This window comes from Microbacterium sp. KKR3/1 (genome assembly GCF_021272365.1).
GTDB lineage: Bacteria > Actinomycetota > Actinomycetes > Actinomycetales > Microbacteriaceae > Microbacterium > Microbacterium aurugineum.
Genome location: NZ_JAJSDW010000001.1, coordinates 105,332 through 131,474 on the forward strand (window position 1 = coordinate 105,332; position 26,143 = coordinate 131,474).

The following is a 26,143-nucleotide window of genomic DNA, read 5'->3' on the forward strand; positions in this document are numbered from 1 at the left end:
TGAGGTTGCCCTAGACTTGGGTGTGCTCTGTTCGCGATCTGAAAGGTGCATCGTGCCCTCGAAACGCAGCCTTCGTTGGGCCGCCCTCCCTGTGGGAGTTGCGGCAGCCTTGGCCCTGGCGGGATGCTCTCCCACCGAGCTGAACGGCTTTCTTCCGGGCTTCGTGGAGGGTGGCCCCGCAGCCACCAATCAGACCGAGCGCGTCTCGTCGCTCTGGGTGAACTCGTGGATCGTGCTCCTCGCCGTCGGAATCATCACCTGGGGCCTGATGGCCTGGGCTGCGATCGCGTACCGCCGTCGCAAGGGCCAGACCGGCCTGCCGGTGCAGATGCGCTACAACATGCCGATCGAGATCTTCTACACGATCGTGCCGCTCATCCTCGTGCTGGGCATGTTCTTCTTCACGGCTCGCGACCAGACCGCGATCGAAGCCAAGTGGGACGAACCCGACGTCGAGATCACCGCGATCGCCAAGCAGTGGGCGTGGGACTTCCAGTACGACGGCGACAAGGACGACAACTCCGACGCCGTGTGGACGATGGGCATCCAGGCTCAGCCCGACAAGGACGGCAACATCGACCAGGCGCAGCTGCCCACGCTGGTGCTGCCCGTCGACAAGAAGGTCACGATCAACCTTCAGTCGCGTGACGTCATCCACTCCTTCTGGATCATCGACTTCCTCTACAAGAAGGACATGTACATCGGGAAGGACAACTCGTGGTCCTTCATCCCGACCCGCGAGGGCGAGTACGCCGGCAAGTGCGCCGAGCTCTGCGGCGAATACCACTCGATGATGCTCTTCAACGTGAAGGTCGTCTCCGAGGACGATTACGAGGCCTACCTCCAGACGCTCGAAGAGAAGGGCAACACGGGCGACATCACCGACGCCTACGACCGTCTCTCGAACTTCCCGGGAACGACCCCGACGACCGACACCGAGGAAGGAGGGGAGTAAGCCATGTCGACCACTGAAGCTCCCCGTACCGACGAGGCTCCCAGATCTCGTCCCACCAGTCTGCCCGCCCGCCAGGCCGCTCTCATGAGCTCCTCGCGCGTGGAGCAGAAGGGCAACATCGTCGTCAAGTGGATCACGTCCACCGACCACAAGACCATCGGGTACATGTACCTGATCGCCTCGGTGATGTTCTTCCTCCTCGGCGGTGTGATGGCCCTCGTCATCCGTGCTGAGCTGTTCGCGCCGGGCATGCAGATCATCCCGACGAAGGAGCAGTACAACCAGCTGTTCACGATGCACGGCACGATCATGCTGCTGATGTTCGCGACGCCGCTGTTCGCAGGTTTCGCCAACGCGATCCTTCCGCTGCAGATCGGTGCGCCCGACGTCGCCTTCCCGCGTCTGAACGCCTTCGCCTTCTGGCTCTTCCTCTTCGGCTCGACCATCGCGGTCGCAGGCTTCCTCACGCCGCAGGGTGCGGCCTCCTTTGGATGGTTCGCGTATCAGCCACTCGCCGGAGCATCCTTCTCGCCGGGTGCCGGTGGGAACCTGTGGATGGTGGGGCTGGGAATCTCCGGTTTCGGAACGATCCTCGGTGCCGTCAACTTCATCACCACGATCATCACGATGCGTGCTCCCGGTATGACGATGTGGCGTATGCCGATCTTCTCGTGGAACACGCTGATCACGAGCCTCCTGATCCTGATGGCGTTCCCGGTTCTCGCTGCGGCCATCTTCGCCGCAGCCGCGGACCGTATCCTGGGCGCTCACATCTACGATCCGGCCAACGGTGGTGTCCTGCTCTGGCAGCACCTGTTCTGGTTCTTCGGGCACCCTGAGGTCTACATCATCGCCCTGCCGTTCTTCGGCATCGTGTCGGAGATCTTCCCGGTCTTCAGCCGCAAGCCGATCTTCGGGTACAAGACGCTCGTCTACGCCACGATCGCGATCGCCGCGCTCTCGGTGGCGGTGTGGGCTCACCACATGTACGTCACCGGCTCGGTCCTGCTGCCGTTCTTCGCTCTGATGACGATGCTCATCGCGGTGCCGACCGGCGTGAAGATCTTCAACTGGATCGGAACACTCTGGCGAGGGTCCGTGACCTTCGAGACGCCGATGGTGTTCGCCCTCGGGTTCCTGGTCTCGTTCGTCTTCGGTGGTCTTACCGGTGTGATCCTGGCAGCCCCGCCGCTGGACTTCGCGCTCTCCGACTCCTACTTCGTCGTCGCACACTTCCACTACGTCGTGTTCGGTACAGTCGTGTTCGCCATGTTCGCCGGCTTCTACTTCTGGTGGCCCAAGTGGACCGGGCGCATGCTCAACGAGCGTCTCGGCTACGTGCACTTCTGGTTGCTCTTCATCGGCTTCCACATGACGTTCCTCATCCAGCACTGGCTGGGTGTCGACGGAATGGTCCGCCGCTACGCGGACTACTCGGCCGCCGACGGCTGGACCTGGCAGAACCAGGTGTCGACGATCGGTGCGATCATCCTCGGCGCTTCGATGCTTCCGTTCTTCCTGAACGTCTGGATCACGGCTCGCAAGGCACCGAAGGTCACGGTCAACGACCCGTGGGGGTACGGCGCTTCGCTCGAATGGGCGACGTCCTGCCCGCCGCCGCGTCACAACTTCACGTCGATCCCGCGCATTCGCAGCGAGCGTCCTGCGTTCGACCTGAACCACCCGGAGGCCGCCGAGTTCGCGACCACGGCACCCGGCGAGCGAGAGGCCCACTAAGTCATGCGCGACAATGTCATTCTCTGGTGGATCCTGACGGCGTTCTTCGCCCTCGTCGGTGTCATCTACACCGGCTGGCACATCCTGGCCACGCCGGCGGACAACTTCGCCATGCGGATCGAGTGGGTCGGTACGGTCGCTCTGTTCTTCTCGGCGTTCATGGCCGCGATGATCGCGTTCTACCTGGACCGCACGCACAAGGCGCAGAGCGGTGAGCTCCCCGAAGACATCCTCACCGCGGACATCGACGACGGTGACCCCGAGCTCGGCGAGTTCAGCCCGTGGTCCTGGTGGCCGATTGTGCTCGCCGCTTCTGCGGGAGTCTTCGTCGTCGGCCTGGCTGTGGGGCACTTCCTGCTCCCGATCGGCCTCGCGATCTTCGTCGTCGCGATCGTCGGCTGGGTGTACGAGTACTACCGCGGCAACTTCGCTCGCTGACGCGACTGACGTCGAGAAGGCCCCCGGATCCTTCCGGGGGCCTTCTTCATGTTCAGCGCGAGGCGATCAGGCGCGGGTTCGGATGCGTGCGATCCCGGTCAGTGGGTCGACCGGACGTCGGTGCGTCCCGTCGGCGTCTTCGACCGGATAGCCTTCGCGCACCCAGTACTCAAAGCCGCCGATCATCTCACGCACTTTGTAGCCCAGTCGGGAGAACTCGAGTGCGCCCTTGGCACCGGCGTTGCAGCCGGGGCTCCAGCAGTACACCACGACCTCGGCGTCGGGGGAGATCTCACGCGGTGCTCTCGCCGCGATCTCGCCGTAGTGCATATGGATCGCACCGGCCACGCGCCCCTGTGCCCATGCCTCTTCGGACCGTACATCGATCACGACGATGTCGCTCTGAGCCTGACGGGCGGCATGGACATCACTGGCGTCGGTCTCGTAAGCGAGTTTGGCGGCGTAGTAGTCGGCACGGTCGATCATGTGCCCAGCCTATTTCGCCGAGCTCCGCGGCGTCCTTCGTGTTCCTGCCGATCGGCGTGCGAAAACAGTCAGCGATATCGCCGCCGCGGTCAGAGGCGTACCGTCATCTGCACGCGGGGCCCGTGGCGCAGGAGACCGAGCTCCTCCTCGACCTGGACCAGGCTGCGCAGCAGAGGAGTGTCCGGCGTCGTGACGGCGAAACCGCAGGACGCGTAGAACGGCGTATTCCAGGGGACATCCGCATATGTGCGAAGCGTCATCCTCGAGCTGCCACGGCGTCGGGCCTCCGCCATCGCAGCCGCCAGCAGTCGGCGTCCGATACCGCGTCGCCCGAACTCCGGAAGCACCGAGAGCTGCTCGAGGTGGGTGCCTCCCTCGATTTCCAGAACATGCGCGAAGCCGATGAGGCCCGGCGACGAGGCCTCATCGCCGCCGTGGTCGGCCACGAGCACGAACCCTGGCGCCGTGGCACGCTCGTGCGGGGGCGTGGGCGGCGGCCAATCGACGGCACCGAACCTCTCGACCAGCAGGACGTCCGCGGCTACCTCGATGCGCTCCGTGGCTGCCTCATCGGCCCGACGTGCCTCGCGGATCAAGACCTCCATGATCACGCGTCCGCGACGGCGGCGATCGCCTCGATCTCCACGAGCTGGTGGTCATAGCCGAGGACCGTCACGCCCAGCAGGGTGCTGGGCACATCGTGCGCGCCGAACGCGGCATGGACCACATCCCACGCCGTGACGAGGTCTGCTTGCGAGGTGGACGCCACGAGCACCCGCGTGCTGATCACGTCGGTCAGGTCGGCGCCCGCCACATCCAGTGCGCCCTTGAGCGTCTCGACGCAGCGTGCCGCCTGGGCCGCGTAGTCTCCGGGCGCAACGGTCGAGCCGTCATCGTTGAGCGGGCACGCGCCGGCGAGGAAGATGAGGCGAGATCCGGCCGGCGCGGTGGCAGCGTAGGCGTAAGGCGTTTCCGCGAGGTTGTCGGCACGGATCAGGCGGACGACGGATGACATGGTTCGATCCTCTCATCGGGCAGATGACGAAGAAGGCCCCGTTCGTGTGAGCGGGGCCTTCTTCGATGGGGGAGTGGCGACTACTCGCCGTCCTCCGACTTCTTCTTCCGAGGCTTCTTCACCGGCTCGGTGGCGATCACCGTGCTGGGGGTGTTCGGCGTCTCATCGACGTGCGTCTCATCGACGGTGAGCGGGGCGTCAGGGAAGCCGGCGCGCTCGTGGGCGCCCTGGATCTCTGCGGCCTCGGTCTCTTCGTTGTGAGCCGTGACGTGATGCTGATGGGCGTCGGCTGCCTCGACCTCGGCCTGCGTGAGCGGAGCGATACGGTCCTCGAAGAACCAGCGGGAGATCGAGGAACGGAGGTTCTCCGTCCACGGGATGCGGCCCTTGGCGTTCGGGCGAACCACGAGGGGCTCGTAGTTGTCGACGTCGATGAGCTTCCAGCGGTCGTACTTGTCGACGGGCTGGTGCACCTCGATGAACTCACCACCGGGGAGGCGGACGATGCGTCCGGACTCGTATCCGTGCAGGACGATCTCACGATCCTTCTTCTGCAGCGCGATGCAGATGCGCTTGGTGACGAAGTATCCGAGGATCGGGCCGAGGAACAGGAGCGCCTGCAGCGTGTGGATCACGCCTTCCATCGTGAGCATGAAGTGCGTCGCGATGAGGTCGGACGAAGCCGCTGCCCACAGGACCGCGTAGAAGATGACGCCGGCGGCACCGATCGCCGTACGCGTCGCCGCGTTGCGGGGACGCTGAGCGATGTGGTGCTCGCGCTTGTCTCCGGTGACCCATGCCTCGAGGAAGGGATAGATCGCGACGATCACGATGAACAGACCGAGTACGAGGACAGGGGCGATGATCCCGAACGACCACGTGTGGTTGAGGAACACGATGTCCCAGTTCGACGGAGCCAGGCGCAGCGCGCCGTCGGCGAATCCGATGTACCAGTCGGGCTGGGTACCAGCGGAGACGGGCGACGGGTCGTAGGGGCCGTAGTTCCAGATCGGGTTGATCTGGAAGAACGTCGCGATCAGCACGATGGTGCCGAACACGATGAACAGGTAGCCGCCCATCTTCGACATGTACACCGGCATCATCGGGTAGCCCACGACGTTGTCGTTCGTGCGGCCGGGGCCGGCGAACTGCGTGTGCTTGTTGACGATCATCAGCATCAGGTGCACGACGATCAGCGCGATGACCAGCATCGGGAGCAACAGGATGTGCAGGGTGTACAGACGTCCGACGATGTCGGTTCCCGGGAACTCGCCACCGAAGAGGAGGAACGAGGTCCACGTGCCGATCAGGGGGAGACCCTTGATCATGCCGTCGATGATGCGGAGGCCGTTACCCGAGAGCAGGTCGTCGGGGAGCGAGTAGCCGGTGAAGCCCTCTGCCATCGCGAGGATGAACAGGACGAAACCGATGACCCAGTTGAGCTCGCGCGGCTTGCGGAATGCGCCGGTGAAGAACACGCGGAGCATGTGCACGCCGATTCCGGCGATGAACACCAGAGCGGCCCAGTGGTGGATCTGACGGACCAGGAGGCCGCCTCGCAGATCGAAGGAGATGTGCAGCGACGATTCGAGAGCCGCCGACATCTCAATCCCACGCATCGGGGCGTAGGCGCCGGTGTAGTGGGTCTCGACCATCGACGCGTCGAAGAAGAACGTCAGGAAGGTTCCGGAGAGGAACACGACGACGAAGCTCCACAGCGCGATCTCGCCGAGCATGAACGACCAGTGGTCGGGGAAGATCTTCCGTCCGAGTTCCTTGACGAAACCGGAGATGCTGGTGCGCTCATCGATGTAGTTCGACGCGGCACCGACGAAGCGACCGCCGAGGGGCGCCTTGGTGTCGTTGTCGTCTTTGGACAGCGTTGCGGTGCTCAATGGCGCTCCCAGAAGCTCGGGCCGACGGGTTCCTTGAAGTCGCTGCGTGCGACCAGGTAGCCCTCGTCATCGACGGTGATGGGCAGCTGCGGCAGCGGACGTGCCGCAGGGCCGAAGATGACCTTGGCGTGGTCCGTGACGTCGAACTGCGACTGGTGGCACGGGCACAGGAGGTGATGGGTCTGCTGCTCGTAGAGGGCCACGGGGCAGCCGACGTGCGTGCAGACCTTGGAGTAGGCGACGATGCCGTCGTACGACCAGTCCTTGCGGTCCTCAGCTTCGATCAGCTGCTCGGGACGCAGGCGCATCATGAGGACGATGGCCTTCGCCTTCTCCTCGAGGTAGCCGTCGTGGTGACTGAGCGTGGCGAGCTCTTCGGGGATCACGTGGAACGCGGATCCGAGGGTCACGTCCGCAGCGCGGATCGGGGTGCCGTCGGGGTCGCGGACGAGGCGGCTGCCCTCTTCCCACATCGTGTGCTTGAGGAGTGCGACCGGGTCACCGGCGATGGGGTCGTCAGGCGTGGAGTGCGGTGCGAGGCCACGGAACAGCGTGACTCCGGGGATGATCGAGGCGACGATCGCGGCGAACAGGGAGTTGCGGATCATGGAGCGGCGCCCGAAGCCCGACTCCTCGTTCGCGTCGGAGAAGGCCTTGATCGCAGCCTCGCGCGTCGAGTCCTTGCCGCGCGTGGGGTGACGGTGCTCGATGAACTCCTTGTCGGACATGAGCGCCTTGGACCAGTGGATCGCACCGATTCCGAGGGCCAGGAGCGCGAGAGCGATCCCGAGACCGATGAAGAGGTTGTTCTGCCGGATGTCGATGAGCGCGCCGCTCTCGATCGGGAACAGCATGTAAGCGGCGACCGCCCAGATGCTTCCCGCGAGCGAAAGGTAGAACAGCGTGTAGACAGTGCGGACAGCGGCCTTCTCAGCGCGCGGGTCCTTATCGGTCATCCGCTCGCGATGCGGCGGAAGCCCGGGGTTCTGCACGGGATCGCTGACTGCGACACCCAGCCCCGGAGAGGGCTGGTAGGCCCTGTCAAGAGCCTGCGAGTCGTCGTCGTGTGCCATGGTGCTCCTCGTACGTTCCTCTTCGATGAATAAGCGTCAGTTGGACTTCGCCGTGATCCACACGGTGGCGGCGACGAGCGCGCCGATACCGAAGATCCACACGAACAGTCCCTCGGAGACCGGCCCGAGAGAGCCGAGCGAGAAGCCGCCGACCTGCACGGACTGCTGCTGGAAGAGCAGAGCCGAGATGATGTCGCGCTTGTCCTCGTCCGACAGGTTCATGTCACCGAAGACCGGCATGTTCTGCGGGCCGGTGACCATGGCCGCGTAGATGTGCAGGGCACTGGTCTCGGTCAGGGCGGGGGCGTACTTGCCCTCGGTGAGTGCGCCACCGGCTGCGGCCACGTTGTGGCACATGGCGCAGTTCACGCGGAACAACTCGGCTCCGTGCGAGACGTCGCCTTCCCCGTCGAGGATGCGCTCGTCCGGGAAGGTCGGGCCGGGGGCCGTGGACTGCACGAACGAGGAGATCGCGAGGATCTGCTCTTCGGTGAACTGCGGCTCCTTCTGCGGCGCCTGCGGTCCTTGCATCTGCAGAGGCATGCGACCGGTCGACAGCTGGAACTCGGTCGCCAGCTCGCCCACGCCGTAGAGGCTGGGGCCGTTGGCGGTTCCCTGCAGGTCGAGACCGTGGCAGGTGGCGCAGTTCGCCGTGAACAGCTTCTCGCCGTCTTCGACGGTCAGCTGGGTCGTCGCAGCCTGCGTGTCGGACGCTGCGAATGCGGCGGTTGCACCGGCATAGACCGCGCCGGTGATCATGAGGCCTGCTCCGATGAGCGCGGCCGCCGCCAAAGGGCTGCGACGACCGCTGGAACGGCGCTTCTTCTCTCGTGCCATCTCGGGGATCAGCTCCGCTCTTATTTCAGGAAGTAGATAACGAGGAACAGCACGATCCAGACGACGTCGACGAAGTGCCAGTAGTAGGACACCACGATCGAGGAGGTCGCCTCCTTGTGCCGGAAGTTCTTGACGGCGTAGGCGCGGCCGATGACGAGCAGGAACGCGACGAGCCCACCGGTGACGTGCAGGGCGTGGAAGCCGGTCGTCAGGTAGAACGCCGAGGCGTAGGAGTCGGCACCGATCGGCATGCCTTCAGCGACCAGCTGCGCGTACTCCCAGACCTGGCCGGACACGAAGATCGCGCCGAGGGCGAAGGTGAGGAAGAACCACTCGACCATTCCCCAGCCGAACAGACGACGGCGGCCGGCGCCGTTCTTCTGCCCCTTGCCGATCTTGTAGGGCTGCAGGTCTTCTGCCGCGAACACGCCCATCTGGCACGTGAAGGAGGACAGGACCAGGATCGCAGTGTTCACTGCGGCGAACGGGACGTTCAGCAGCTCGGTCCGGTCAGCCCACAGCTCCGGTGAGGTGCTGCGGAGGGTGAAGTAGATCGCGAAGAGTCCCGCGAAGAACATCACCTCACTGCCGAGCCACACAATGGTGCCGACAGCTACCGGGTTGGGCCGCTTAATCGTTCTCGCCGCCGGGGCATACGTCGCTGAGGTCGTCACCCCTCCATTATGGCCGATCTCGGGCGTGATTCTTGCACCAGCGGCCTTCGATTCACCCGTCTGCGACTTAGGGGACCCTAAGAAAACCCTGCGAATACCTGGTGAATCCGCGGGAAACAGCGGTCGGCCGCGGATCGGAGCTCCGATGCGAAGGATCTGCATGTTTTCTCCGCGCCGATAGGATCGCACACATGGCTGATTCGCTGACCTGGTCCGACGTGCTCACTTCTCTGCTGGAGCGTCGCGATCTCAGCGTCTGGGAGTCCACATGGGCCATGCGCCAGATCATGCGGGGAGACGTCAGCGAAGCCCAGCTCGCAGGTTTCCTCATCGCGTTGCGGGCGAAGGGCGAGACGATCGACGAGATCGTCGGCTTCCGTGATGCGATCCTCGAGGCGGCCGTTCCGCTGCCGGTGTCGCCGGATGTGCTCGACATCGTGGGAACGGGCGGCGACCGCGTCGGCACGGTGAACGTGTCGACCACGGCGGCGATCGTCATCGGTGCGACTGGCGTTCCGGTGGTCAAGCACGGGAATCGGGCCGCAAGCTCGGCTTCGGGTTCGTCCGACGTCCTCGGGGCGCTGGGACTCGAGCTCTCCCTCGATCCGGCGGCCGTCGCGACCATCCTCGACCGCACCGGCATCACGTTCGCGTGGGCGGGCGCATTCCACCCCGGTTTCAAGCACGCGGGCGCCGTGCGCGCCGAGCTGGGTGTCCCCACCGTCTTCAACATGCTCGGGCCGCTCTGCAATCCCGCACGTGCCGAAGCCAATGCCGTAGGTGTCGCGCAGATCGAGCGCGTTCCTCTCATCACCGGTGTCTTCCGGACCCGCGGCGCCACAGCGCTCGTCTTCCGTGGGGACGACGGCCTCGACGAACTCACCACGACCGGGCACAGCCGGATCTGGGAGGTCACGCGCGGCGACATCCACGAGCATGACCTCGACCCGCGCGACCTCGGCATCCCGATCGCCGATCTCGCCGATCTGATCGGTGGCTCGCCCCAGCACAACGCGGAGGTGCTCCGGCGCACGCTGGCGGGGGAGCCCGGCGCGGTGCGCGACATCGTGCTGTTGAATGCCGCTGCCGGCATCGTGGCCTTCGAGCTGTCTCAGGATGCAGGTCAGGTGCAGCGCCCGATTCTGGAGCGACTGCGCGAGGGCTACGAGAAGGCGTCGGCAGCGATCGACGATGGGCGCGCGCTCGCGAAGCTCGACCAGTGGATCGGTGTGAGTCGCGAGCTGTCGTCACCGAAGGAGTGACCGTGGATCCCGTCGACGCGCTGCTCGAGATCGCCTCCCTGCTGGAGCGTGAGCGTGCGTCGCGGTACCGCGCGAAGGCCTTCCGACAGGCAGCTGCGACGCTGCGGGATCTGCCCGACGACGTTCAGCGCGATCCCACGCGGCTGCGTGCAGCCAAAGGTATCGGCGAGTCCACCTTCGCGGTGATTCGTCAGGCGCAGGCCGGGCAGGTCCCCGACTACCTCGTCGAGTTGCGCGGTGATGTCGAGCCCGAGCGCATGTCGGAGCTCCGCGGGAAGCTCCGCGGCGACCTGCATGCGCACACCGACTGGTCTGACGGGACCACACCGATCTCGGTGATGGCTGCCGCTGCCAGGTCGCTCGGACATGAGTACCAGGCGATCACCGATCATTCGCCGCGCCTCCGGGTCGCTCGGGGACTGTCGGCCGACCGCCTTCGGGAGCAGATGCCGCTGGTCCGCGCGGAATCCGGTGACGGCTTCACCCTGCTCGCGGGCATCGAGGTCGACATCCTGGAAGACGGGGGCCTCGATCAGGAGGACGGTCTGCTCGCCGAGCTGGACATCGTCGTGGCGTCGGTTCATTCCAAACTGCGCATGGATGCGCGGGCGATGACCGCACGCATGATCGCCGCGGTCGCGCACCCTCGGGTCAACGTGCTCGGGCACTGCACCGGACGCCTCGTGCAGGGCGACCGAGGAACGCGCCCTCCGTCGACGTTCGATGCCCAGGCCGTTTTCGCCGCCTGCGCGGAGAACGGCGTGGCGGTCGAGATCAACTCGCGACCGGAGCGGCAGGATCCGCCGGACGATCTGATCGCGATCGCTCTCGCTGAGGGATGCCTGTTCTCGATCGATTCGGATGCGCACGCGCCCGGCCAGCTCTCGCTGCTCGACCACGGAGCAGAACGTGCAGAGCGCGCCGGCGTCCCGTCAGCGCGGATCGTCACGACCTGGGGTCTCGAGCGGCTGCTCGCCTGGGCGGAGTGATTCGCCGTCGAACCCCGGCCGTCAGTCTGCGGCGAGGGCGGCGTTCGACACGGCAGTGAGGGCACGCGTCATCGAGCCGCCGAGGTTCCATTTCTCGGCGAGAGCCGTTGCGGCATCCGCCTCCGCGGGGTCGAGCACGCGCAGGGGGACGTCGGGGACCGTGATCGGCAGCGACGTCGCGACCGCGACCACCGTCGGGGCGACGTCGAGATAGTCGGACGCGGCGAGCAGCTTCGCCCGTACTCCGGCGCTCACCCCTTCGCCCGCTTTCGCCGCGGCACGGATACCCTCCAGGTCTGCGTGCGTCTGCAACAGGGTGGCCGCGGTCTTCTCACCCACGCCAGCGACTCCGGGCAGGCCGTCCGAAGCATCGCCGCGCATGGTCGCGAAGTCGGCGTACTGCGAAGGGAGTACCCCGTACTTCGCGACGACGGTGGCGTCGGTCACGACCTCGAGGTTGCTCATTCCGCGGGCGGTGTAGATGACGCGGACGTCGCGTGCATCGTCCACGAGCTGGAACAGGTCACGGTCGCCGGTGACGATGTCGACGGGCATCGTGGCCTTCGTGGCGAGGGTGCCGATCACATCGTCGGCCTCGTGCTCGGCGACACCGATGATGGGAATGCCGATGGCCGCCAGAGTCTCGCGGATGAGGGGGATCTGCGCTTCGAGGGGGTCGGGTACCTCTTCGACATCGGGGCCGCTGGCGACCACCTCCACGACACGGTGGGTTTTGTAGGTGGGGATGAGGTCGACACGCCACTGCGGTCGCCAGTCGTCGTCCCAGCAGGCGATCACGTGCGTGGGCTCGTAAAGGGTGACGAGCTTGGCGATGATGTCGAGGAGACCGCGAGCAGCATTGATCGGGGAGCCGTCCGGTGCCGTCACCTTGTCGGGGACGCCGTAGAACGCGCGGAAATAGAGGCTGGCGGTGTCGAGCAGCATCAGTCGATCGGTCACGAACGACAGTCTGGCACGGCGTTCCGACGCAGGGTGCGGAGAGCGGACTGTCCTGGCGCTCAACATCCCGTGGCGCGGGGTCGTTCGGCACAGGTACGAGCGACGAGAGCGGTGTCGGCCTCGTAGATTCGGATCCGCTGCGCGGAACCCTCGATGGCGAGTTCGCCGACCACCGGGAACCAGCCTCCACCGATATCGACCTCTGCCGTGTAGTACGCCGTGACGTGGGTGAGGAAGGTTCCGCGTGTGCGATAGGTATGGCTCGTCGGCGTCGGAGTGAACGGCGCCTGCCCGAGTGCGGTCCACGTCTGGCCACCGCCTGCTGTGGTCGCCGTGCTCCCATCCCCATAGGAGAAGACGAAACGAGCGGGGGAGAACCGCACGCTGACCGGTCGGCCCAGGAGAGTGCCGCTGCGAGTCTGCGCCGATGCCGAAGCCACGAAGTTCATCGGCAGCCCTGCGACGCCCACGTTGCCGGGCTCGCCCACTGTCGTCACGGGCGCGGGCGCGAACTGCGCGACATCGGTGATCGTGAGCGGCGCGCCGTCGTCGTTCGTCACGCGCTCCGCCGAGATCCCACAACTCGTGGTCCGGACTGGATCGGGAACACACGGCCGCGGTGCGTCGGGGGTGTCTGGTGAACCGGGGGAAGCGCCGTCCGGAGACTTCTCCGTTTCGGTGGCTGAGATCGTCAACTGGCTCCCGTCGTTCTGAGCGCAACCTGAAACCATTGAGACGGCAGCGTTGCATGAACTGGCTGCGGGGAGTGAGATCGCTGCAGTTGGGATCCACAAGGCGATCACGAGGATCAACGCACGCATCGGTCATCCTCGGAGGATTCCAGTTCGGAAATCGTCAGGCTGTCGCCACCCGGGCCCGCAACGAAGCGCACGCTTATGGACTGACGGGGCGGGCGATCCACCGACACTATCGATGTGCCTGAAGCGTTGGTGACTTCGACATCGCTTACGTCAGTGCAAACTTCCGCTTTGACGACTCCGTTGTGCGGATCTGCCGAGACGCCGATGAACGAGTCGTAGTGCGTAGCACCGGCCTTCCGAATGCCCTCGGCATGAAACTCGCTGAACGCCTTCCTGGTGGAGTCCGCGGCGGTCTCCGAGAGTAACGAGTACACCGGCTCGAAAGTCTTAGGTTTCGCGAAGTCGACCTGATTCAACGCGTCGTTGTACGCGCGGTAGGTGGCCTCGGCGGCGGCGAACGCGTCTTCCTCGGACGCGAAGGCGGCGGTCGGGGTCGGGGTCGGCACGGGGTCGGGGGCGCACCCCACGAGCAGCGCGACGGCGGCCACGAGGATCGCAAGTCGCGGCGGAAGGGCGGGGGTCAGGGGAGTAGCCGGTGTCACCCCGCCACCGTAGGAGGAATGGGGCTCGGCCGGTTCGAGTTATCCACAGGGAGGGCGTTCGGATCCGACTCCTGCGGTGCGCTAACTTCTGATAGCCTTAACCGTCACTCGTGGCGTGCATGCGCATGCCCTCGTGACGAGAAAACCAAAATCCAACTGCTGAGAAGCATGCTGTCGGCCGTGCGCGGTCGTTGACTCTCAGCCCGAGTCTCCATTCAACAAGGACAACCCACTACATGACTACCGCAACGACCGCCCCGGCCACCAAGCAGGTCGCCATCAACGACATCGGATCTGCTGAGGACTTCCTGGCCGCGGTCGAGAAGACCCTGAAGTTCTTCAACGACGGCGACATCATCGAAGGCACGATCGTCAAGATCGACCGCGATGAGGTCCTCCTCGATGTCGGCTACAAGACCGAGGGTGTCATCCCCTCGCGCGAGCTCTCGATCAAGCACGACGTCGACCCCAACGAGGTCGTCGCTGTCGGCGATCTGGTCGAGGCACTCGTCCTCCAGAAGGAGGACAAGGAAGGCCGCCTGATCCTCTCCAAGAAGCGTGCTCAGTACGAGCGTGCATGGGGAGACGTCGAGAAGATCAAGGAGAACGACGGCGTCGTCACCGGTACGGTCATCGAGGTCGTCAAGGGTGGACTCATCGTCGACATCGGCCTCCGTGGCTTCCTCCCGGCTTCGCTCATCGAGCTGCGTCGCGTCCGCGACCTCACGCCGTACCTCGGCCAGGAGATCGAGGCGAAGATCCTCGAGCTCGACAAGAACCGCAACAATGTCGTCCTGAGCCGCCGCGCGCTGCTCGAGCAGACGCAGTCGGAGTCGCGCACCACGTTCCTGAACAACCTGCACAAGGGTCAGGTCCGCAAGGGTGTCGTCTCGTCGATCGTCAACTTCGGTGCGTTCGTCGACCTGGGTGGCGTGGACGGCCTCGTGCACGTCTCCGAGCTGTCCTGGAAGCACATCGAGCACGCCTCCGAGGTCGTCGAGGTCGGCCAGGAGGTCACCGTCGAGATCCTCGAGGTCGACCTCGACCGCGAGCGCGTCTCCCTGTCGCTGAAGGCGACGCAGGAGGACCCGTGGCAGGTCTTCGCCCGCACCCACGCGATCGGTCAGGTCACGCCGGGTAAGGTCACGAAGCTCGTTCCGTTCGGTGCGTTCGTTCGCGTCGCAGACGGCATCGAGGGCCTCGTCCACATCTCCGAGCTCTCCAGCAAGCACGTCGAACTGGCTGAGCAGGTCGTCTCCGTCGGCGAAGAGGTCTTCGTCAAGGTCATCGACATCGACCTCGAGCGTCGTCGCATCTCGCTGTCGCTGAAGCAGGCCAACGAGTCGGTCGACCCCAACGGCACCGAGTTCGACCCGGCTCTGTACGGCATGCTCGCCGAGTACGACGAGAACGGCGAGTACAAGTACCCGGAGGGCTTCGACGCCGAGACCGGTGCGTGGAAGGAAGGCTTCGACGCCCAGCGCGAGGCATGGGAGCAGGAGTACGCTGCAGCCCAGGCTCGCTGGGAAGCGCACAAGGCTCAGGTCGTCAAGGCGGCCGAGGCCGAGGCCGCAGCCGGAGAAGACTTCGGTGGCCAGGCCTTCGCCACCGAGGTTGCCGGCGCCGGCACCCTGGCGGACGACGAGGCTCTCGCGGCTCTGCGCGAGAAGCTCTCGGGCGGCAACGCTTAAGCACGTCTCTGAAACGGGTCGTCGCCTCGCCTTCGGGCGGGTGCGGCGGCCCGTTTCGCGTACCCGCTGTTCCCTCCACGTCTTGCGTGACGGAACATTACGGCCCCATTCGTAACATCGGAGCCCGTCGGCCAGCATGAGGGTATGACCACGCTGTTGCCCTCGCCGCGCCTCGCCGACGCATCGACCGCGGCCGGGTCGGCGCAGAGCGTGCGGCTCGACGGCGTGGAACGCTCCTTCCCGCTGCCGCACGGGCGACGCGACGTGCTCCGGGGGATCGACCTCGACATCAGCGCCGGCGAGATCCTCGCGGTGGTCGGTCCGTCCGGCTGCGGCAAGTCGACGCTCCTGCGCCTCGTCGGCGGGCTGGACACCCCGACCCGTGGCAACATCCGCCTCGATGCCGTCGGCGTCACCGATGTCGACGAGCGCACCGCCATCGCCTTCCAGGAGCCCCGGTTGCTGCCGTGGCGCACGATCGCCCAGAACGTCGAACTCGGCCTGCCCCGGGGAACGGCCCGTCGTGCCGGACGTGAGCGCGTGCGGGAGCTACTGCACCTGGTGGGCCTCGAACAGGCCGCCGATCAGCGTCCGCGCGAAGTCTCCGGCGGAATGGCCCAGCGTGCCTCGCTCGCCCGCGCTCTCGCCCGGAACCCTGGTGTGCTGCTGCTCGACGAGCCCTTCGGCGCGCTCGACGCTCTGACGCGCCTGCGCATGCACGATCTGCTCCTCAAGATCCATGCGGCCGAGCCCACCACCGTCCTCCTCGTCACGCACGACGTCGAAGAGGCCCTCTATCTCGCCGACCGAGTGCTGTTGCTGCGAACGCTGAGCGGTGCAGACGTCGACGAGCCGTCCATCTCGCGCACGATCCTCGTGCCGGGTATCCGTCCTCGCGACCGCGCCGATCGCGGACTCGCCGACCTGCGCGCCGAGCTTCTCGAAGGCCTCGGCGTCGACACCCACCACCGCATCACCGAGGAGTCCAGATGAGCATCACCACCCGCCGAATCATCCCTGCGATCGCGGTCGCCGGGACGATGATGCTCGTCGCGACCGGCTGCGTCGCCGGTGAGAACGCCACCGCATCCGACACCGGGAGCACCTCGGGGTCCACGGAGTGGTCGTCCGACACGCTGTCCGTCGACTTCGCGACATACAACCCGCTCAGCCTCGTCGTCCGCGACCAGGGGCTTCTCGAAGACATCCTCGGGGACGACGTCGACGTCGAGTGGGTGCAGTCGGCCGGCTCGAACAAGGCCAACGAGTTGCTTCGTTCGGGGTCGGTGGATGTCGGCTCGACAGCCGGATCGGCTGCGTTGCTCGCGCGTGCCAACGGTTCTCCGATCCAGGTCATCGACATCTACTCGCAGCCGGAATGGTCGGCCATCGTCGTCGGCCCGGACAGCGACATCGCTTCGATCGAAGACCTCAAGGGCGCCTCGATTGCGGCCACGAAGGGCACGGACCCATACTTCTTCCTGCTGCAGGCGCTCGAAGAGGGTGGGCTGTCTCTCTCCGACGTCGAAGTGCAGAACCTGCAGCACGCCGACGGCAGGGCCGCGCTCGACGGCGGCTCGGTGGACGCATGGGCCGGACTCGACCCGATCATGGCCGCGGCCGAGGTCGAGTCGGGGGACAAGCTGATCTACCGGAACGTGGACTTCAACACCTACGGCTTCCTCAACGCCACCGAGGACTTCCTCACCAACCACCCCGACCTCGCGCAGGCCGTCGTGGACGCCTACGAGGAGGCGCGCGAGTGGGCGCTCGAGCACCCCGAGGAGACCGCGGCGCTGCTCGCCGAGGTCGCAGGTATCGATTCCGAGGTCGCGACGACGGTGATCCAGGAGCGTTCGAACCTCGACGTCAGCGGGATCCCGGGCGACGACCAGATCGCGGTGCTCGAGAAGATCGCTCCCGTGCTCGTCGAATCCGGCGACGTCCAGGGCGGCAAGGAGTCCGTCGACAAGGCACTGGCATCCATCGTGAACGACACATTCGCGAAGAAGGCGGTCGGCGGCGAGTGACGATTCCGGATCGGCTGATCGTCCCTGCGGACTCGCAGGACGCCCTCGACTTCGCCACGGGGAAGCTCGCGAGCTCGGAAAGCGCGAGTCGCCGCACCTGGGATCGTCCCGCGGTCCGGGTACTCGGCGGGCTTCTGCTGCCGGTGGTCATCCTCCTCGTGTGGCAACTCGCGACGACGTCCGGTCTCGTCGAGTCCTATCGTCTGCCGACGCCCGCCTCGGTCTATCAGGCGGGTGTCGAGCTGGCCGAGAGCGGGCAGCTCTGGACGCACATCGCGATCTCGGTGCAGCGCGTCCTCCTCGGGTTCGCGATCGGATCGGTGATCGGGCTCGCCGCGGCGGGCATCGTGGGGCTGTCCCGCTGGGGCGATGTGCTCCTCAGCCCGACACTCGCTGCGGCCCGGGCGGTGCCGTCGCTCGCCTGGGTGCCGCTTCTCATCCTGTGGATGCAGATCGGCGAGGAGTCGAAAGTCACACTGATCGCGATCGGCGCGTTCTTCCCGGTCTACACGACGGTGGCCTCGGCTCTCCGGCACGTCGACCCGCATCTGGTGGAAGCCGGACGCTCGTTCAGCCTGCGCGGATGGTCTCTGTTCCGCACGGTGCAGCTTCCCGCCGTCGTCCCCTCGGTCGTGTCCGGCCTTCGTCTCGCGCTCGCGCAGGCGTGGCTGTTCCTCGTCGCTGCGGAGCTGATCGCCTCATCCATGGGCCTCGGCTTCTTGCTGACCGACTCGCAGAGCACGGGGCGCATCGACCGCATCCTCCTCTCCATCGTGCTGCTCGCACTGCTCGGAACGCTGACCAGTGGCATCCTCGCGCTGCTGGAGAAGTACCTGCTCCGCCGATGGGTGTGAGCGTGACCGAGGCACGGCTGCAGGAGTCGCGGGTGTACGCGGCGGCTTCCGGGTTCGGCGACGCGAACGTCACCGAGGAAGCATATGCACGGGGCGCGGCGGATCCGATCGCGTTCTGGGAAGAGGCAGCGCGTCGGCTCGACTGGTCTGTCCCGTGGGAGACGGCGCACGAGTGGGATCCGCCGGTCGGGGACGCCGTCCCTGCCGCGCGCTGGTTCGTCGGCGGGCGTCTCAATGTCGCCGTCAACTGTGTCGATCGGCATGTCGACGCCGGACGGGGTGACAAGGTCGCACTGCACTTCGAAGGCGAACCCGGCGATCGCCGCGCCGTCACCTACGCCGAGCTGCAGGAGCGTGTCGCCCGCGCGGCAAACGCCTTGCTCGCACTCGGCATCCGACCGGGTGACCGCGTGGTGATCTACCTCCCCGTGCTCGTGGAGACGATCGTCATCACGCTCGCGTGTGCTCGGGTGGGCGCCGTCCATTCTCTCGTCTTCGGTGGGTTCTCTGCGGATGCGGTGCGGTTCCGGCTCTCGGACACCGGGGCGAAGCTCCTCGTCACGAGCGACGGTCAGTACCGACGCGGCGTCGCCACGGAGGTCAAGTCCACGGCCGATGTCGCCGCCGCCGATCTTCCCGAGCTCGAGCACGTTCTCGTGCTCCGCCGCACGGGCCAGGACGTGCCGTGGACCTCCGGTCGTGATGTGTGGTGGCACGACGTCGTCGACTCGGCCTCCCCGGTGCATGAGGCGGACTCGTTCGACGCCGAGCATCCGCTCTTCATCATCTACACCTCCGGCACCACCGGAAAGCCCAAGGGGCTCGTGCATACCTCCGGCGGATACCTCGCCCAGGCGAGTTGGGCGCATTGGGCGCACTTCGATGCCAAACCCGATGACGTGCACTGGTGCACCGCCGACCTCGCGTGGGTCACCGCGCACACCTACGAGATCTACGGCCCGCTCTCCAACGGACTCACACAGGTGATCTACGAGGGGACGCCGGACACCCCGCATCGCGAACGCCACCTCGAGATCATCGAGCGCTACGGGGTGTCCGTCTACTACACGGCGCCAACGCTGATCCGCACTTTCATGACGTGGTTCGGTGCCGAGCTTCCCGCCGGTCACGACCTGTCGACCCTTCGGCTCCTCGGCACGGTCGGCGAGGCGATCAACCCCGAAGCGTGGGTCTGGTTCCGTCGCAACTTCGGTCGCGACGAACTGCCGGTGATCGACACGTGGTGGCAGTCCGAGACCGGTGCCGCGATGATCGCTCCGCTCCCGGGGATCACGAGCCTCAAACCGGGGTCGGCGTCGGTGCCGCTTCCGGGGATCGATGTCGCGGTGGTCGATGCGGACGGACGCGAGGTACCGCCCGGCCGTTCCGGGACACTCGTCGTCCGACGTCCCTGGCCGGGGATGGCCCGCACCGTGTGGGGAGATCCGCAGCGCTATCGGGACGCGTACTGGTCCACGTTCGCCGGACTCGGTGAGTTCGGCGGTTTCTACGTCGCCGGCGATGGCGCGACGCGGGATGCCGACGGGTACATCTGGATCCTCGGTCGTCTCGATGACGTCGTGAACGTCTCCGGTCATCGGCTTTCCACGATCGAGATCGAATCGGCGCTCGTCGCTCACGACACGGTCGGAGAGGCCGGGGCTGCCGGAGTCTCCGACCCGGTCACGGGGCAGGCCGTGGCGGTCTTCGTGACCCCGTCCGGGCGTGCAGACGTGAGCCCGTCCGATCTGCGCACCCAGGTCGCTCAGGCAATCGGCCCCGTCGCGAAGCCGAAGCACATCGTCGTCGTCCCCGATCTGCCGAAGACGCGTTCGGGCAAGATCATGCGCCGACTCCTGGCACAGTTGTGGGAGGCCGAGCAGGACCGCCGCGCGGGGCGCGAGCCGCTTCCGCTCGGCGACACCACTTCGCTGCAGAACCCTTGGGCCGTCGACGACATCGCCGACGCGCTCACCGACGCCGAACTGAGGACAGCATGACGGAAGAACACCGTTTCGGATTCCGCACCCGAGCCCTGCATGCCGGGGGAACCCCCGACGCGTCGACCGGCGCGAGGGCGGTGCCGATCTATCAGACGACGTCCTTCGTCTTCGATGACGCCGCGGATGCGGGCAATCTCTTCGCCCTGCAGAAGTACGGCAACATCTACTCCCGCATCGGCAACCCGACCGTCGCGGCACTCGAGGAGCGTCTGGCCTCGCTCGAAGGCGGCATCGGAGCGGTGGCGACCGCGTCCGGCATGAGCGCGGAGTTCATCACCTTCGCTGCGCTCGTCGGTGCCGGCGACCACGTCGTCGCTGCAGCCCAGCTCTACGGCGGGACGGTGACGCAACTGGACGTGACCCTGCGGCGGTTCGGCGTCGAGACCACGTTCGTCGCCTCGACCGACCCCGCTGACTTCGCTGCGGCGATCCGTCCGGAGACCAAGGTCGTCTACGTCGAGATGATCGGCAATCCGTCGGGCGAGATCGCCGATATCGAGGGGCTCTCCGCCGTCGCGCACGAGGCGGGGGTGCCGCTCGTCGTGGATGCGACGCTCGCCACGCCGTACCTCGCACGCCCGCTGGAACACGGCGCAGACATCGTGATCCACTCCGTCACGAAGTTCCTCGGCGGTCACGGTACGACTCTCGGCGGTGTCGTGATCGAGAAGGGCACGTTCGACTGGGGAAACGGCAAGTTCCCGCAGATGACCGAGCCCGTCGAGTCGTACGGCGGCATCAAGTGGTGGGACAACTTCGGCGAGTACGGCTTCCTCACCAAGCTCCGCTCCGAACAGCTCCGCGACATCGGCCCGGCGCTCAGCCCGCAGGCGGCGTTCAATCTGCTGCAGGGGATCGAGACGCTGCCGCAGCGGATCGATGCGCACCTCGCGAACGCACGGGTCGTCGCGAACTGGCTCGCCACCGATCCCCGGGTCGCGTACGTCACCTGGGCAGGACTCGAGGGACACCCGCACCACGAGCGTGCGGCGAAGTACCTGCCTCTCGGACCGGGTTCCGTCTTCGCGTTCGGCGTCGCAGCGGACGACGGCCGGAGCGCGGGGGAGAGCGTGATCGAGAATCTGCAGCTCGCCTCTCATCTTGCGAACATCGGGGATGCCCGCACGCTGGTCATCCATCCCGCGTCGACCACGCACCGCCAGCTCACCGAGGAGCAGCTCGCCGGCGCCGGCGTGCGCCCCGACCTGATCCGGATCTCGGTGGGCCTGGAAGACCCCGAGGACATCATCTGGGACCTCGACCAGGCACTCACGATCGCGACGGGAGCGAACAGATGACCGCGACGCAGACCACCGGCGGCGAGGCGTGCAGCCTGCCGTCGACGACGGAGGCCGTTTCCTGCGCACTCCCCGGCACCGCGGCCGCACATCCGGAGCGGAGCTGGCGGGGACCGAATCAGCAGGCGCGCTTCTCGCTGATCCGGCGCGCGACGTCGATCGCGATCGTCGGGGCATCGAACAACCCTGCGCGCGCCTCCTTTTTCGTGGCGACGTATCTGCTCTCCAGCACGGCGTACGACGTGTATCTCGTCAACCCGCGCGAGAAGGAGATCCTCGGGCAGCCCGTCCACGCATCGCTGAGCGATCTGCCCGTCGTCCCCGACATCATCGATGTGTTCCGCCGGCACGATGACCTCCCCGGCGTCGCGCAGGAGGCGATCGACATCGGCGCGCGGACGCTCTGGTTGCAACTGGGTTCCTGGAACGAGGAGGCGGCAGCGATCGCGGAGGGGGCGGGACTGTCGGTCGTGATGGATCGGTGCATCAAGATCGAGCACGCACGCTTCCACGGCGGGCTCCACCTCGCAGGTTTCGACACGGGCGTGATCAGCTCACGGCGGCAGCTGCTCGCACGCTGAACCGCATTCGGGCGAACCCTAGACTGGCGTCATGCCTCTCATCGCGCTCACCGGTGGTATCGCCTCCGGGAAGTCGACCATCGCCCGGCGTCTGGCGGAGCACGGCGCGATCGTCGTCGACGCCGATCAGATCGTGCGCGACGTGCAGGCTCCGGGCTCAGCGGTGCTCGATCGCATCGCGGAGACCTTCGGCCCCGAGATCATCGGCGAGGACGGCGCGCTCGATCGCACTGCCCTCGGTTCGAGGGTCTTCGGAGAGCCCGAGCTCCTCTCTCAGCTGAACGCGATCGTGCATCCCGCCGTCCGCGAGGAGGCTCAGCGTCGATTCGACGATGCCTTCGCCGGTGATCCGCACGCCGTCGTCGTGTACGACGTGCCTCTCCTGGTCGAGGCCCGAGTGGACGATCCGTGGGATCTCATCGTGGTCGCCCACGCGCCTTCGGCCGTCCGACGCCGTCGACTCGTCGAACTGCGAGGCTTGGACGAACGTGCGGCGCAGGACCGCATCGATGCCCAGGTGTCCGATGATCGGCGACTCGCCATCGCTGACGTCGTGATCGACACGTCGGATACCCTCGAGCGGACTCATGAGCAGACGGACGCTCTCTGGGAGCGGATCAGCGCGCAGTGACCTTCTCTGGTCACGCGCGTGGTTCACGTGAGTATCGGCGTCTCATCGTCGGCCTGTTCTTCGCGGGCATCGCGACCTTCGCGCAACTCTATTCCGCGCAGGGCGTGCTGCCGCAGATCTCATCCGACCTCTCGGTCAGCCCGGCGACGGCGGCCCTCAGCGTGTCGGCTGCCACCCTCGGCCTGGCGCTGGCCGTGGTCCCATGGTCGATGGTGGCGGACCGTATCGGTCGCGTACCTGCTATGGCCACAGGTGTGCTCACCGCGACCGCCGTCGGTCTCTCGGCGCCGCTGAGCAACGAGATCTTCGCTCTGCTCGCCCTGCGGTTCGTGGAGGGAGTGGCGTTGGGGGCGGTCCCGGCAGTCGCTCTCGCATATCTCAGTGAGGAGGTCGAGGCGGGCTATGCTACTGCCGCGGCCGGCAGCTACATCGCGGGCACCACAGTGGGGGGATTGCTCGGCCGGATCGGCGCGGGGATCGTCGGCGAAGTGGCCGGATGGCGGGCCGGGGTCCTGGCCGTCGCCGTGATGTGCGCGGTGGCCGCGGTGCTCTTCCTCTGGCTCACTCCCCGCGCCCGAGGATTCGTCCCCGGTCGACTGCGTACGGACCGGGGCCCGGGCATCCTCGAGAAGCTCCGTGATCCGTTGCGTTCACCGCGCCAGTGGGCGCTGTACGCGCAGGGGTTCCTGTTGATGGGAGCGTTCGTCGCGGTCTACAACTACCTCGGCTTCCACCTCGCGGCAGAGCCGTTCGACCTGCCGGCGTGGCTGGTGACGATGCTCTTCCTCGCCTACCTCGCGGGCACGGTGTCCTCGCCTTGGGCCGGCGTGCTCGCTTCGCGGATCGGACGCTTCCCCGTGCTGCTCGCCTCGATCGGCGTCATGGCTGTGGGGGCCGTGCTGCTGCTGGCGCAGGTCGCGGTGTTGGTGTTGTTGGGGCTCGTGCTCTTCACGGGCGGCTTCTTCGGAGCCCATGCCATCGCCTCGGGGTGGACACCGGTCGCGGCCACCCCCGGCAGCAGGGCCCAGGCGTCGTCCCTGTACTACTTCGCCTACTACGCCGGATCCAGCCTGTTCGGATGGACGCTCGGCCTCGTGTTCGTGGGCGCGAGCTGGGGATGGTTCGTGGCGGCCGTCATCGTGATGTGCGCGGTCGCGGCTCTCGCTGCCATCTCGGCACTTCGTGGCGCTCCGGGCGTTCACCGGTCTTCCTGATCCCCGCGTCTCTCTCCGTTCGAGGTCGAGTCCGCCGCTCACGGCCTCGATGTCGGAGGGGCGGCATACGCTGGAGTCATGCAACCCACGCGCAGCGTCCGCCCCTTCGAGGTCATCAGCGAGTACGCGCCGGCCGGAGACCAGCCGCAAGCGATCGCCGAGCTCGCGGCACGTATCAATGCGGGGGAGACCGACGTCGTGCTGCTCGGAGCGACGGGTACCGGAAAGTCGGCGACCACCGCGTGGCTCGTCGAGCAGGTGCAGCGTCCGACGCTCGTGCTGGCGCACAACAAGACCCTGGCCGCGCAGCTCGCGAACGAGTTCCGTGAGCTGATGCCGAACAACGCGGTCGAGTACTTCGTGTCCTACTACGACTACTACCAGCCCGAGGCCTATGTGCCGCAGACGGACACTTTCATCGAGAAGGACTCGTCGATCAACTCCGAAGTCGAGCGGCTCCGGCACTCGACGACGAACTCGCTGCTCAGCCGACGCGACGTCATCGTGGTCTCCACGGTCTCGTGCATCTACGGTCTCGGTGCGCCCGAAGAGTATCTCCGGGCGATGGTGGCGCTGCAGGTGGGAGAGCGCTACGACCGTGATGCACTCATCCGGCAGTTCATCGCCATGCAGTACAACCGCAACGACGTCGACTTCTCCCGCGGCAACTTCCGTGTCCGCGGCGACACGATCGAGATCATCCCCGTCTACGAAGAGCACGCCATCCGGATCGAGCTGTTCGGAGACGAGATCGAAGCGCTGTACTCACTTCACCCGCTCACGGGTGAAGTCATCGAGAAGCTCGACTCCGTGCCGATCTTCCCCGCTTCGCACTATGTGGCCGGGACCGATGTGATTCAGCGTTCGATCGGCACCATCGAGGCCGAGCTGGAAGAGCGTCTGGCGGAGTTCGAACGGCAGGGCAAGCTCCTCGAGGCGCAGCGCCTGCGCATGCGGACCACCTTCGACCTCGAGATGCTTCAGCAGCTGGGGTTCTGCTCGGGGATCGAGAACTACTCGAGGCACATGGACGGTCGCGAGCCGGGGGAGCCGCCGCACACGCTGCTCGACTTCTTCCCCGACGACTTCCTCATGGTGATCGATGAGTCGCATGTGACGGTGCCGCAGATCGGGGCGATGTACGAGGGAGATGCCTCCCGCAAGCGCACCCTCGTCGACCACGGGTTCCGACTCCCGAGCGCGATGGACAACCGTCCGCTGCGCTGGGACGAGTTCAAGAACAGGATCGGTCAGACCGTGTATCTGTCGGCCACCCCCGGCAAGTACGAGATGGGAATCGCGGACGGCGTCGTCGAGCAGATCATCCGTCCGACCGGGCTGGTGGATCCCCACATCGTGGTCAAGCCCTCGAAGGGGCAGATCGACGACCTGCTCGAAGAGATCCGCCTCCGTGTCGAGCGCGACGAACGCGTGCTCGTGACCACTCTGACGAAGAAGATGGCCGAGGAGCTCACCGACTTCCTCGGCGAGCACGGTGTGCGGGTGCGCTACCTGCACTCCGACGTCGACACGTTGCGTCGTGTGGAACTGCTCAGCGAGCTGCGGTCCGGGGTCTACGACGTGCTCGTGGGCATCAACCTGCTCCGAGAGGGTCTCGACCTTCCCGAGGTCTCGCTCGTGGCGATCCTCGACGCCGACAAGGAAGGCTTCCTCCGTTCGGGAACCTCATTGATCCAGACGATCGGGCGTGCCGCTCGTAACGTTTCGGGCGAGGTGCACATGTACGCCGACAAGATGACCGATTCGATGGCGAAGGCCATCGAGGAGACCGACCGTCGTCGCGAGAAGCAGATCGCCTACAACAAGGAGAACGGCATCGACCCGCAGCCGCTCCGCAAGCGCATCGCGGACATCACCGAGGTGCTGGCACGCGAAGGTGCTGACACCGCAGAGATGCTGTCGGGTCGTGGTCGCGCGTCGGGCAAGGGCAAGTCGCCGACGCCGAGCCTTCGCCGGACCGGCATCGCCGCCGAAGGGGCCCAGCAGCTCGAGGCCACGATCCAGGATCTCTCGGATCAGATGCTCGCGGCCGCATCCGAGCTGAAGTTCGAGCTCGCGGGGCGACTGCGCGACGAGGTGCAGGACCTCAAGAAGGAGCTTCGCGCGATGGAGCGCGCGGGACACGCGTAAGCGAGG

At 66.3% G+C, this 26,143-nt stretch carries 25 protein-coding genes; 15 read left to right on the forward strand and 10 right to left on the reverse strand.

The window, feature by feature from the left end; genetic code table 11:
- The first annotated feature begins 52 nt into the window (after nt 1-52).
- The 3 genes from coxB to LVJ59_RS00530 are packed head-to-tail and all read left to right on the forward strand — an operon-like array spanning nt 53 to nt 3,130.
- Nucleotides 53-955, forward strand: a complete 903-nt coding sequence (gene coxB, locus LVJ59_RS00520) for a cytochrome c oxidase subunit II (protein ID WP_232761642.1) — start codon at nt 53-55, stop codon at nt 953-955.
- Between the two features lie 3 nt (nt 956-958).
- Nucleotides 959-2,692 carry a cytochrome c oxidase subunit I gene (ctaD, locus tag LVJ59_RS00525; RefSeq protein WP_047524054.1) on the forward strand — a complete coding sequence of 578 codons (1,734 nt, stop codon included), beginning with the start codon at nt 959-961 and terminating at the stop codon, nt 2,690-2,692.
- A 3-nt stretch (nt 2,693-2,695) separates the two neighbouring features.
- Complete coding sequence (locus LVJ59_RS00530) at nt 2,696-3,130, forward strand: cytochrome c oxidase subunit 4 (RefSeq protein WP_047524053.1); 435 nt, start codon at nt 2,696-2,698, stop codon at nt 3,128-3,130.
- A 66-nt stretch (nt 3,131-3,196) separates the two neighbouring features.
- On the opposite strand, the gene LVJ59_RS00535 is transcribed toward LVJ59_RS00530, so the two are convergent.
- From LVJ59_RS00535 to LVJ59_RS00565, 7 genes are all read right to left on the reverse strand, one after another.
- Nucleotides 3,197-3,616 carry a rhodanese-like domain-containing protein gene (locus tag LVJ59_RS00535; protein WP_232761643.1) on the reverse strand — a complete coding sequence of 140 codons (420 nt, stop codon included), beginning with the start codon at nt 3,614-3,616 and terminating at the stop codon, nt 3,197-3,199.
- A gap of 89 nt (nt 3,617-3,705) precedes the next feature.
- Nucleotides 3,706-4,221 carry a GNAT family N-acetyltransferase gene (locus LVJ59_RS00540; RefSeq protein WP_232761644.1) on the reverse strand — a complete coding sequence of 172 codons (516 nt, stop codon included), beginning with the start codon at nt 4,219-4,221 and terminating at the stop codon, nt 3,706-3,708.
- Between the two features lie 2 nt (nt 4,222-4,223).
- Complete coding sequence (locus tag LVJ59_RS00545; RefSeq protein ID WP_232761645.1) at nt 4,224-4,631, reverse strand: RidA family protein; 408 nt, start codon at nt 4,629-4,631, stop codon at nt 4,224-4,226.
- A gap of 80 nt (nt 4,632-4,711) precedes the next feature.
- A complete protein-coding gene (locus tag LVJ59_RS00550; RefSeq protein WP_232761646.1) occupies nt 4,712-6,526 on the reverse strand; it encodes a ubiquinol-cytochrome c reductase cytochrome b subunit in 1,815 nt (604 codons plus the stop codon).
- Nucleotides 6,523-7,599 (reverse strand): ubiquinol-cytochrome c reductase iron-sulfur subunit, encoded by a 1,077-nt coding sequence (locus tag LVJ59_RS00555; RefSeq protein WP_134351499.1) that lies wholly within the window; start codon nt 7,597-7,599, stop codon nt 6,523-6,525. The genes LVJ59_RS00550 and LVJ59_RS00555 overlap by 4 nt, the downstream gene beginning before the upstream one ends.
- A 36-nt stretch (nt 7,600-7,635) precedes the next feature.
- Entirely contained in the window at nt 7,636-8,436 is an 801-nt protein-coding gene (locus tag LVJ59_RS00560) for a c-type cytochrome (RefSeq protein WP_047524047.1), read from the reverse strand.
- Nucleotides 8,437-8,456: 20 nt separating this feature from the next.
- A complete protein-coding gene (locus tag LVJ59_RS00565; protein ID WP_226533298.1) occupies nt 8,457-9,014 on the reverse strand; it encodes a heme-copper oxidase subunit III in 558 nt (185 codons plus the stop codon).
- 287 nt (nt 9,015-9,301) lie between these two features.
- On the opposite strand from LVJ59_RS00565, the gene trpD reads away from it, so the two are divergent.
- Both trpD and LVJ59_RS00575 read left to right on the forward strand, forming a co-directional pair.
- Nucleotides 9,302-10,372 (forward strand): anthranilate phosphoribosyltransferase, encoded by a 1,071-nt coding sequence (gene trpD, locus LVJ59_RS00570; RefSeq protein ID WP_232761647.1) that lies wholly within the window; start codon nt 9,302-9,304, stop codon nt 10,370-10,372.
- A 2-nt stretch (nt 10,373-10,374) separates the two neighbouring features.
- Nucleotides 10,375-11,361, forward strand: coding sequence for a PHP domain-containing protein (locus LVJ59_RS00575; RefSeq protein ID WP_232761648.1), 987 nt, complete (start codon nt 10,375-10,377; stop codon nt 11,359-11,361).
- A 21-nt stretch (nt 11,362-11,382) separates the two neighbouring features.
- On the opposite strand, the gene LVJ59_RS00580 is transcribed toward LVJ59_RS00575, so the two are convergent.
- From LVJ59_RS00580 to LVJ59_RS00590, 3 genes are all read right to left on the reverse strand, one after another.
- On the reverse strand, nt 11,383-12,321 hold the full coding sequence (locus LVJ59_RS00580; protein WP_232761649.1) for a 5'-3' exonuclease: 939 nt from the start codon (nt 12,319-12,321) through the stop codon (nt 11,383-11,385).
- A gap of 59 nt (nt 12,322-12,380) precedes the next feature.
- Nucleotides 12,381-12,881, reverse strand: a complete 501-nt coding sequence (locus tag LVJ59_RS00585; RefSeq protein WP_232761650.1) for a hypothetical protein — start codon at nt 12,879-12,881, stop codon at nt 12,381-12,383.
- A 248-nt stretch (nt 12,882-13,129) separates the two neighbouring features.
- A complete protein-coding gene (locus tag LVJ59_RS00590) occupies nt 13,130-13,630 on the reverse strand; it encodes a hypothetical protein (protein ID WP_232761651.1) in 501 nt (166 codons plus the stop codon).
- 290 nt (nt 13,631-13,920) lie between these two features.
- On the opposite strand from LVJ59_RS00590, the gene rpsA reads away from it, so the two are divergent.
- The 10 genes from rpsA to uvrB all read left to right on the forward strand — a co-directional run bounded on the left by rpsA (nt 13,921) and on the right by uvrB (nt 26,137).
- Entirely contained in the window at nt 13,921-15,375 is a 1,455-nt protein-coding gene (rpsA, locus tag LVJ59_RS00595; RefSeq protein ID WP_047524042.1) for a 30S ribosomal protein S1, read from the forward strand.
- Nucleotides 15,376-15,519: 144 nt separating this feature from the next.
- The gene (locus LVJ59_RS00600) at nt 15,520-16,368 is read left to right on the forward strand and encodes an ABC transporter ATP-binding protein (protein WP_232761652.1); all 849 of its coding nucleotides are present in this window, start codon (nt 15,520-15,522) and stop codon (nt 16,366-16,368) included.
- Nucleotides 16,365-17,405, forward strand: coding sequence for an aliphatic sulfonate ABC transporter substrate-binding protein (locus tag LVJ59_RS00605; RefSeq protein WP_232761653.1), 1,041 nt, complete (start codon nt 16,365-16,367; stop codon nt 17,403-17,405). The genes LVJ59_RS00600 and LVJ59_RS00605 overlap by 4 nt, the downstream gene beginning before the upstream one ends.
- A gap of 2 nt (nt 17,406-17,407) precedes the next feature.
- Complete coding sequence (locus tag LVJ59_RS00610) at nt 17,408-18,259, forward strand: ABC transporter permease (RefSeq protein WP_374199065.1); 852 nt, start codon at nt 17,408-17,410, stop codon at nt 18,257-18,259.
- Nucleotides 18,250-20,259 (forward strand): acetate--CoA ligase, encoded by a 2,010-nt coding sequence (gene acs, locus LVJ59_RS00615; RefSeq protein ID WP_232761655.1) that lies wholly within the window; start codon nt 18,250-18,252, stop codon nt 20,257-20,259. Before LVJ59_RS00610 ends, acs begins: the two co-directional genes overlap by 10 nt.
- Nucleotides 20,256-21,560 (forward strand): O-acetylhomoserine aminocarboxypropyltransferase/cysteine synthase family protein, encoded by a 1,305-nt coding sequence (locus LVJ59_RS00620; protein WP_232761656.1) that lies wholly within the window; start codon nt 20,256-20,258, stop codon nt 21,558-21,560. The genes acs and LVJ59_RS00620 overlap by 4 nt, the downstream gene beginning before the upstream one ends.
- Nucleotides 21,557-22,141, forward strand: coding sequence for a CoA-binding protein (locus LVJ59_RS00625; RefSeq protein ID WP_232761657.1), 585 nt, complete (start codon nt 21,557-21,559; stop codon nt 22,139-22,141). Before LVJ59_RS00620 ends, LVJ59_RS00625 begins: the two co-directional genes overlap by 4 nt.
- A 31-nt stretch (nt 22,142-22,172) precedes the next feature.
- A complete protein-coding gene (gene coaE, locus LVJ59_RS00630; protein WP_232761658.1) occupies nt 22,173-22,772 on the forward strand; it encodes a dephospho-CoA kinase in 600 nt (199 codons plus the stop codon).
- Nucleotides 22,769-23,986: an MFS transporter gene (locus LVJ59_RS00635; RefSeq protein WP_232761659.1), complete on the forward strand. Its 1,218-nt coding sequence runs from the start codon at nt 22,769-22,771 to the stop codon at nt 23,984-23,986. Before coaE ends, LVJ59_RS00635 begins: the two co-directional genes overlap by 4 nt.
- A gap of 78 nt (nt 23,987-24,064) precedes the next feature.
- The gene (gene uvrB / locus LVJ59_RS00640) at nt 24,065-26,137 is read left to right on the forward strand and encodes an excinuclease ABC subunit UvrB (RefSeq protein ID WP_153244353.1); all 2,073 of its coding nucleotides are present in this window, start codon (nt 24,065-24,067) and stop codon (nt 26,135-26,137) included.
- Nucleotides 26,138-26,143 lie beyond the last annotated feature (6 nt).

Coding starts and splice junctions, on each gene's coding strand:
- LVJ59_RS00600 (WP_232761652.1), top strand. CDS start 15,520: ATGACCACGCTGTTGCCCTCGCCGCGCCTCGCCGACGCATCGACCGCG.
- LVJ59_RS00545 (WP_232761645.1), bottom strand. CDS start 4,631: ATGTCATCCGTCGTCCGCCTGATCCGTGCCGACAACCTCGCGGAAACG.
- uvrB (WP_153244353.1), top strand. CDS start 24,065: ATGCAACCCACGCGCAGCGTCCGCCCCTTCGAGGTCATCAGCGAGTAC.
- ctaD (WP_047524054.1), top strand. CDS start 959: ATGTCGACCACTGAAGCTCCCCGTACCGACGAGGCTCCCAGATCTCGT.
- LVJ59_RS00555 (WP_134351499.1), bottom strand. CDS start 7,599: ATGGCACACGACGACGACTCGCAGGCTCTTGACAGGGCCTACCAGCCC.
- coaE (WP_232761658.1), top strand. CDS start 22,173: ATGCCTCTCATCGCGCTCACCGGTGGTATCGCCTCCGGGAAGTCGACC.
- acs (WP_232761655.1), top strand. CDS start 18,250: ATGGGTGTGAGCGTGACCGAGGCACGGCTGCAGGAGTCGCGGGTGTAC.
- LVJ59_RS00620 (WP_232761656.1), top strand. CDS start 20,256: ATGACGGAAGAACACCGTTTCGGATTCCGCACCCGAGCCCTGCATGCC.
- LVJ59_RS00560 (WP_047524047.1), bottom strand. CDS start 8,436: ATGGCACGAGAGAAGAAGCGCCGTTCCAGCGGTCGTCGCAGCCCTTTG.
- LVJ59_RS00530 (WP_047524053.1), top strand. CDS start 2,696: ATGCGCGACAATGTCATTCTCTGGTGGATCCTGACGGCGTTCTTCGCC.
- LVJ59_RS00540 (WP_232761644.1), bottom strand. CDS start 4,221: ATGGAGGTCTTGATCCGCGAGGCACGTCGGGCCGATGAGGCAGCCACG.
- LVJ59_RS00535 (WP_232761643.1), bottom strand. CDS start 3,616: ATGATCGACCGTGCCGACTACTACGCCGCCAAACTCGCTTACGAGACC.
- trpD (WP_232761647.1), top strand. CDS start 9,302: ATGGCTGATTCGCTGACCTGGTCCGACGTGCTCACTTCTCTGCTGGAG.
- rpsA (WP_047524042.1), top strand. CDS start 13,921: ATGACTACCGCAACGACCGCCCCGGCCACCAAGCAGGTCGCCATCAAC.
- LVJ59_RS00625 (WP_232761657.1), top strand. CDS start 21,557: ATGACCGCGACGCAGACCACCGGCGGCGAGGCGTGCAGCCTGCCGTCG.
- LVJ59_RS00605 (WP_232761653.1), top strand. CDS start 16,365: ATGAGCATCACCACCCGCCGAATCATCCCTGCGATCGCGGTCGCCGGG.
- LVJ59_RS00565 (WP_226533298.1), bottom strand. CDS start 9,014: ATGTTCTTCGCGGGACTCTTCGCGATCTACTTCACCCTCCGCAGCACC.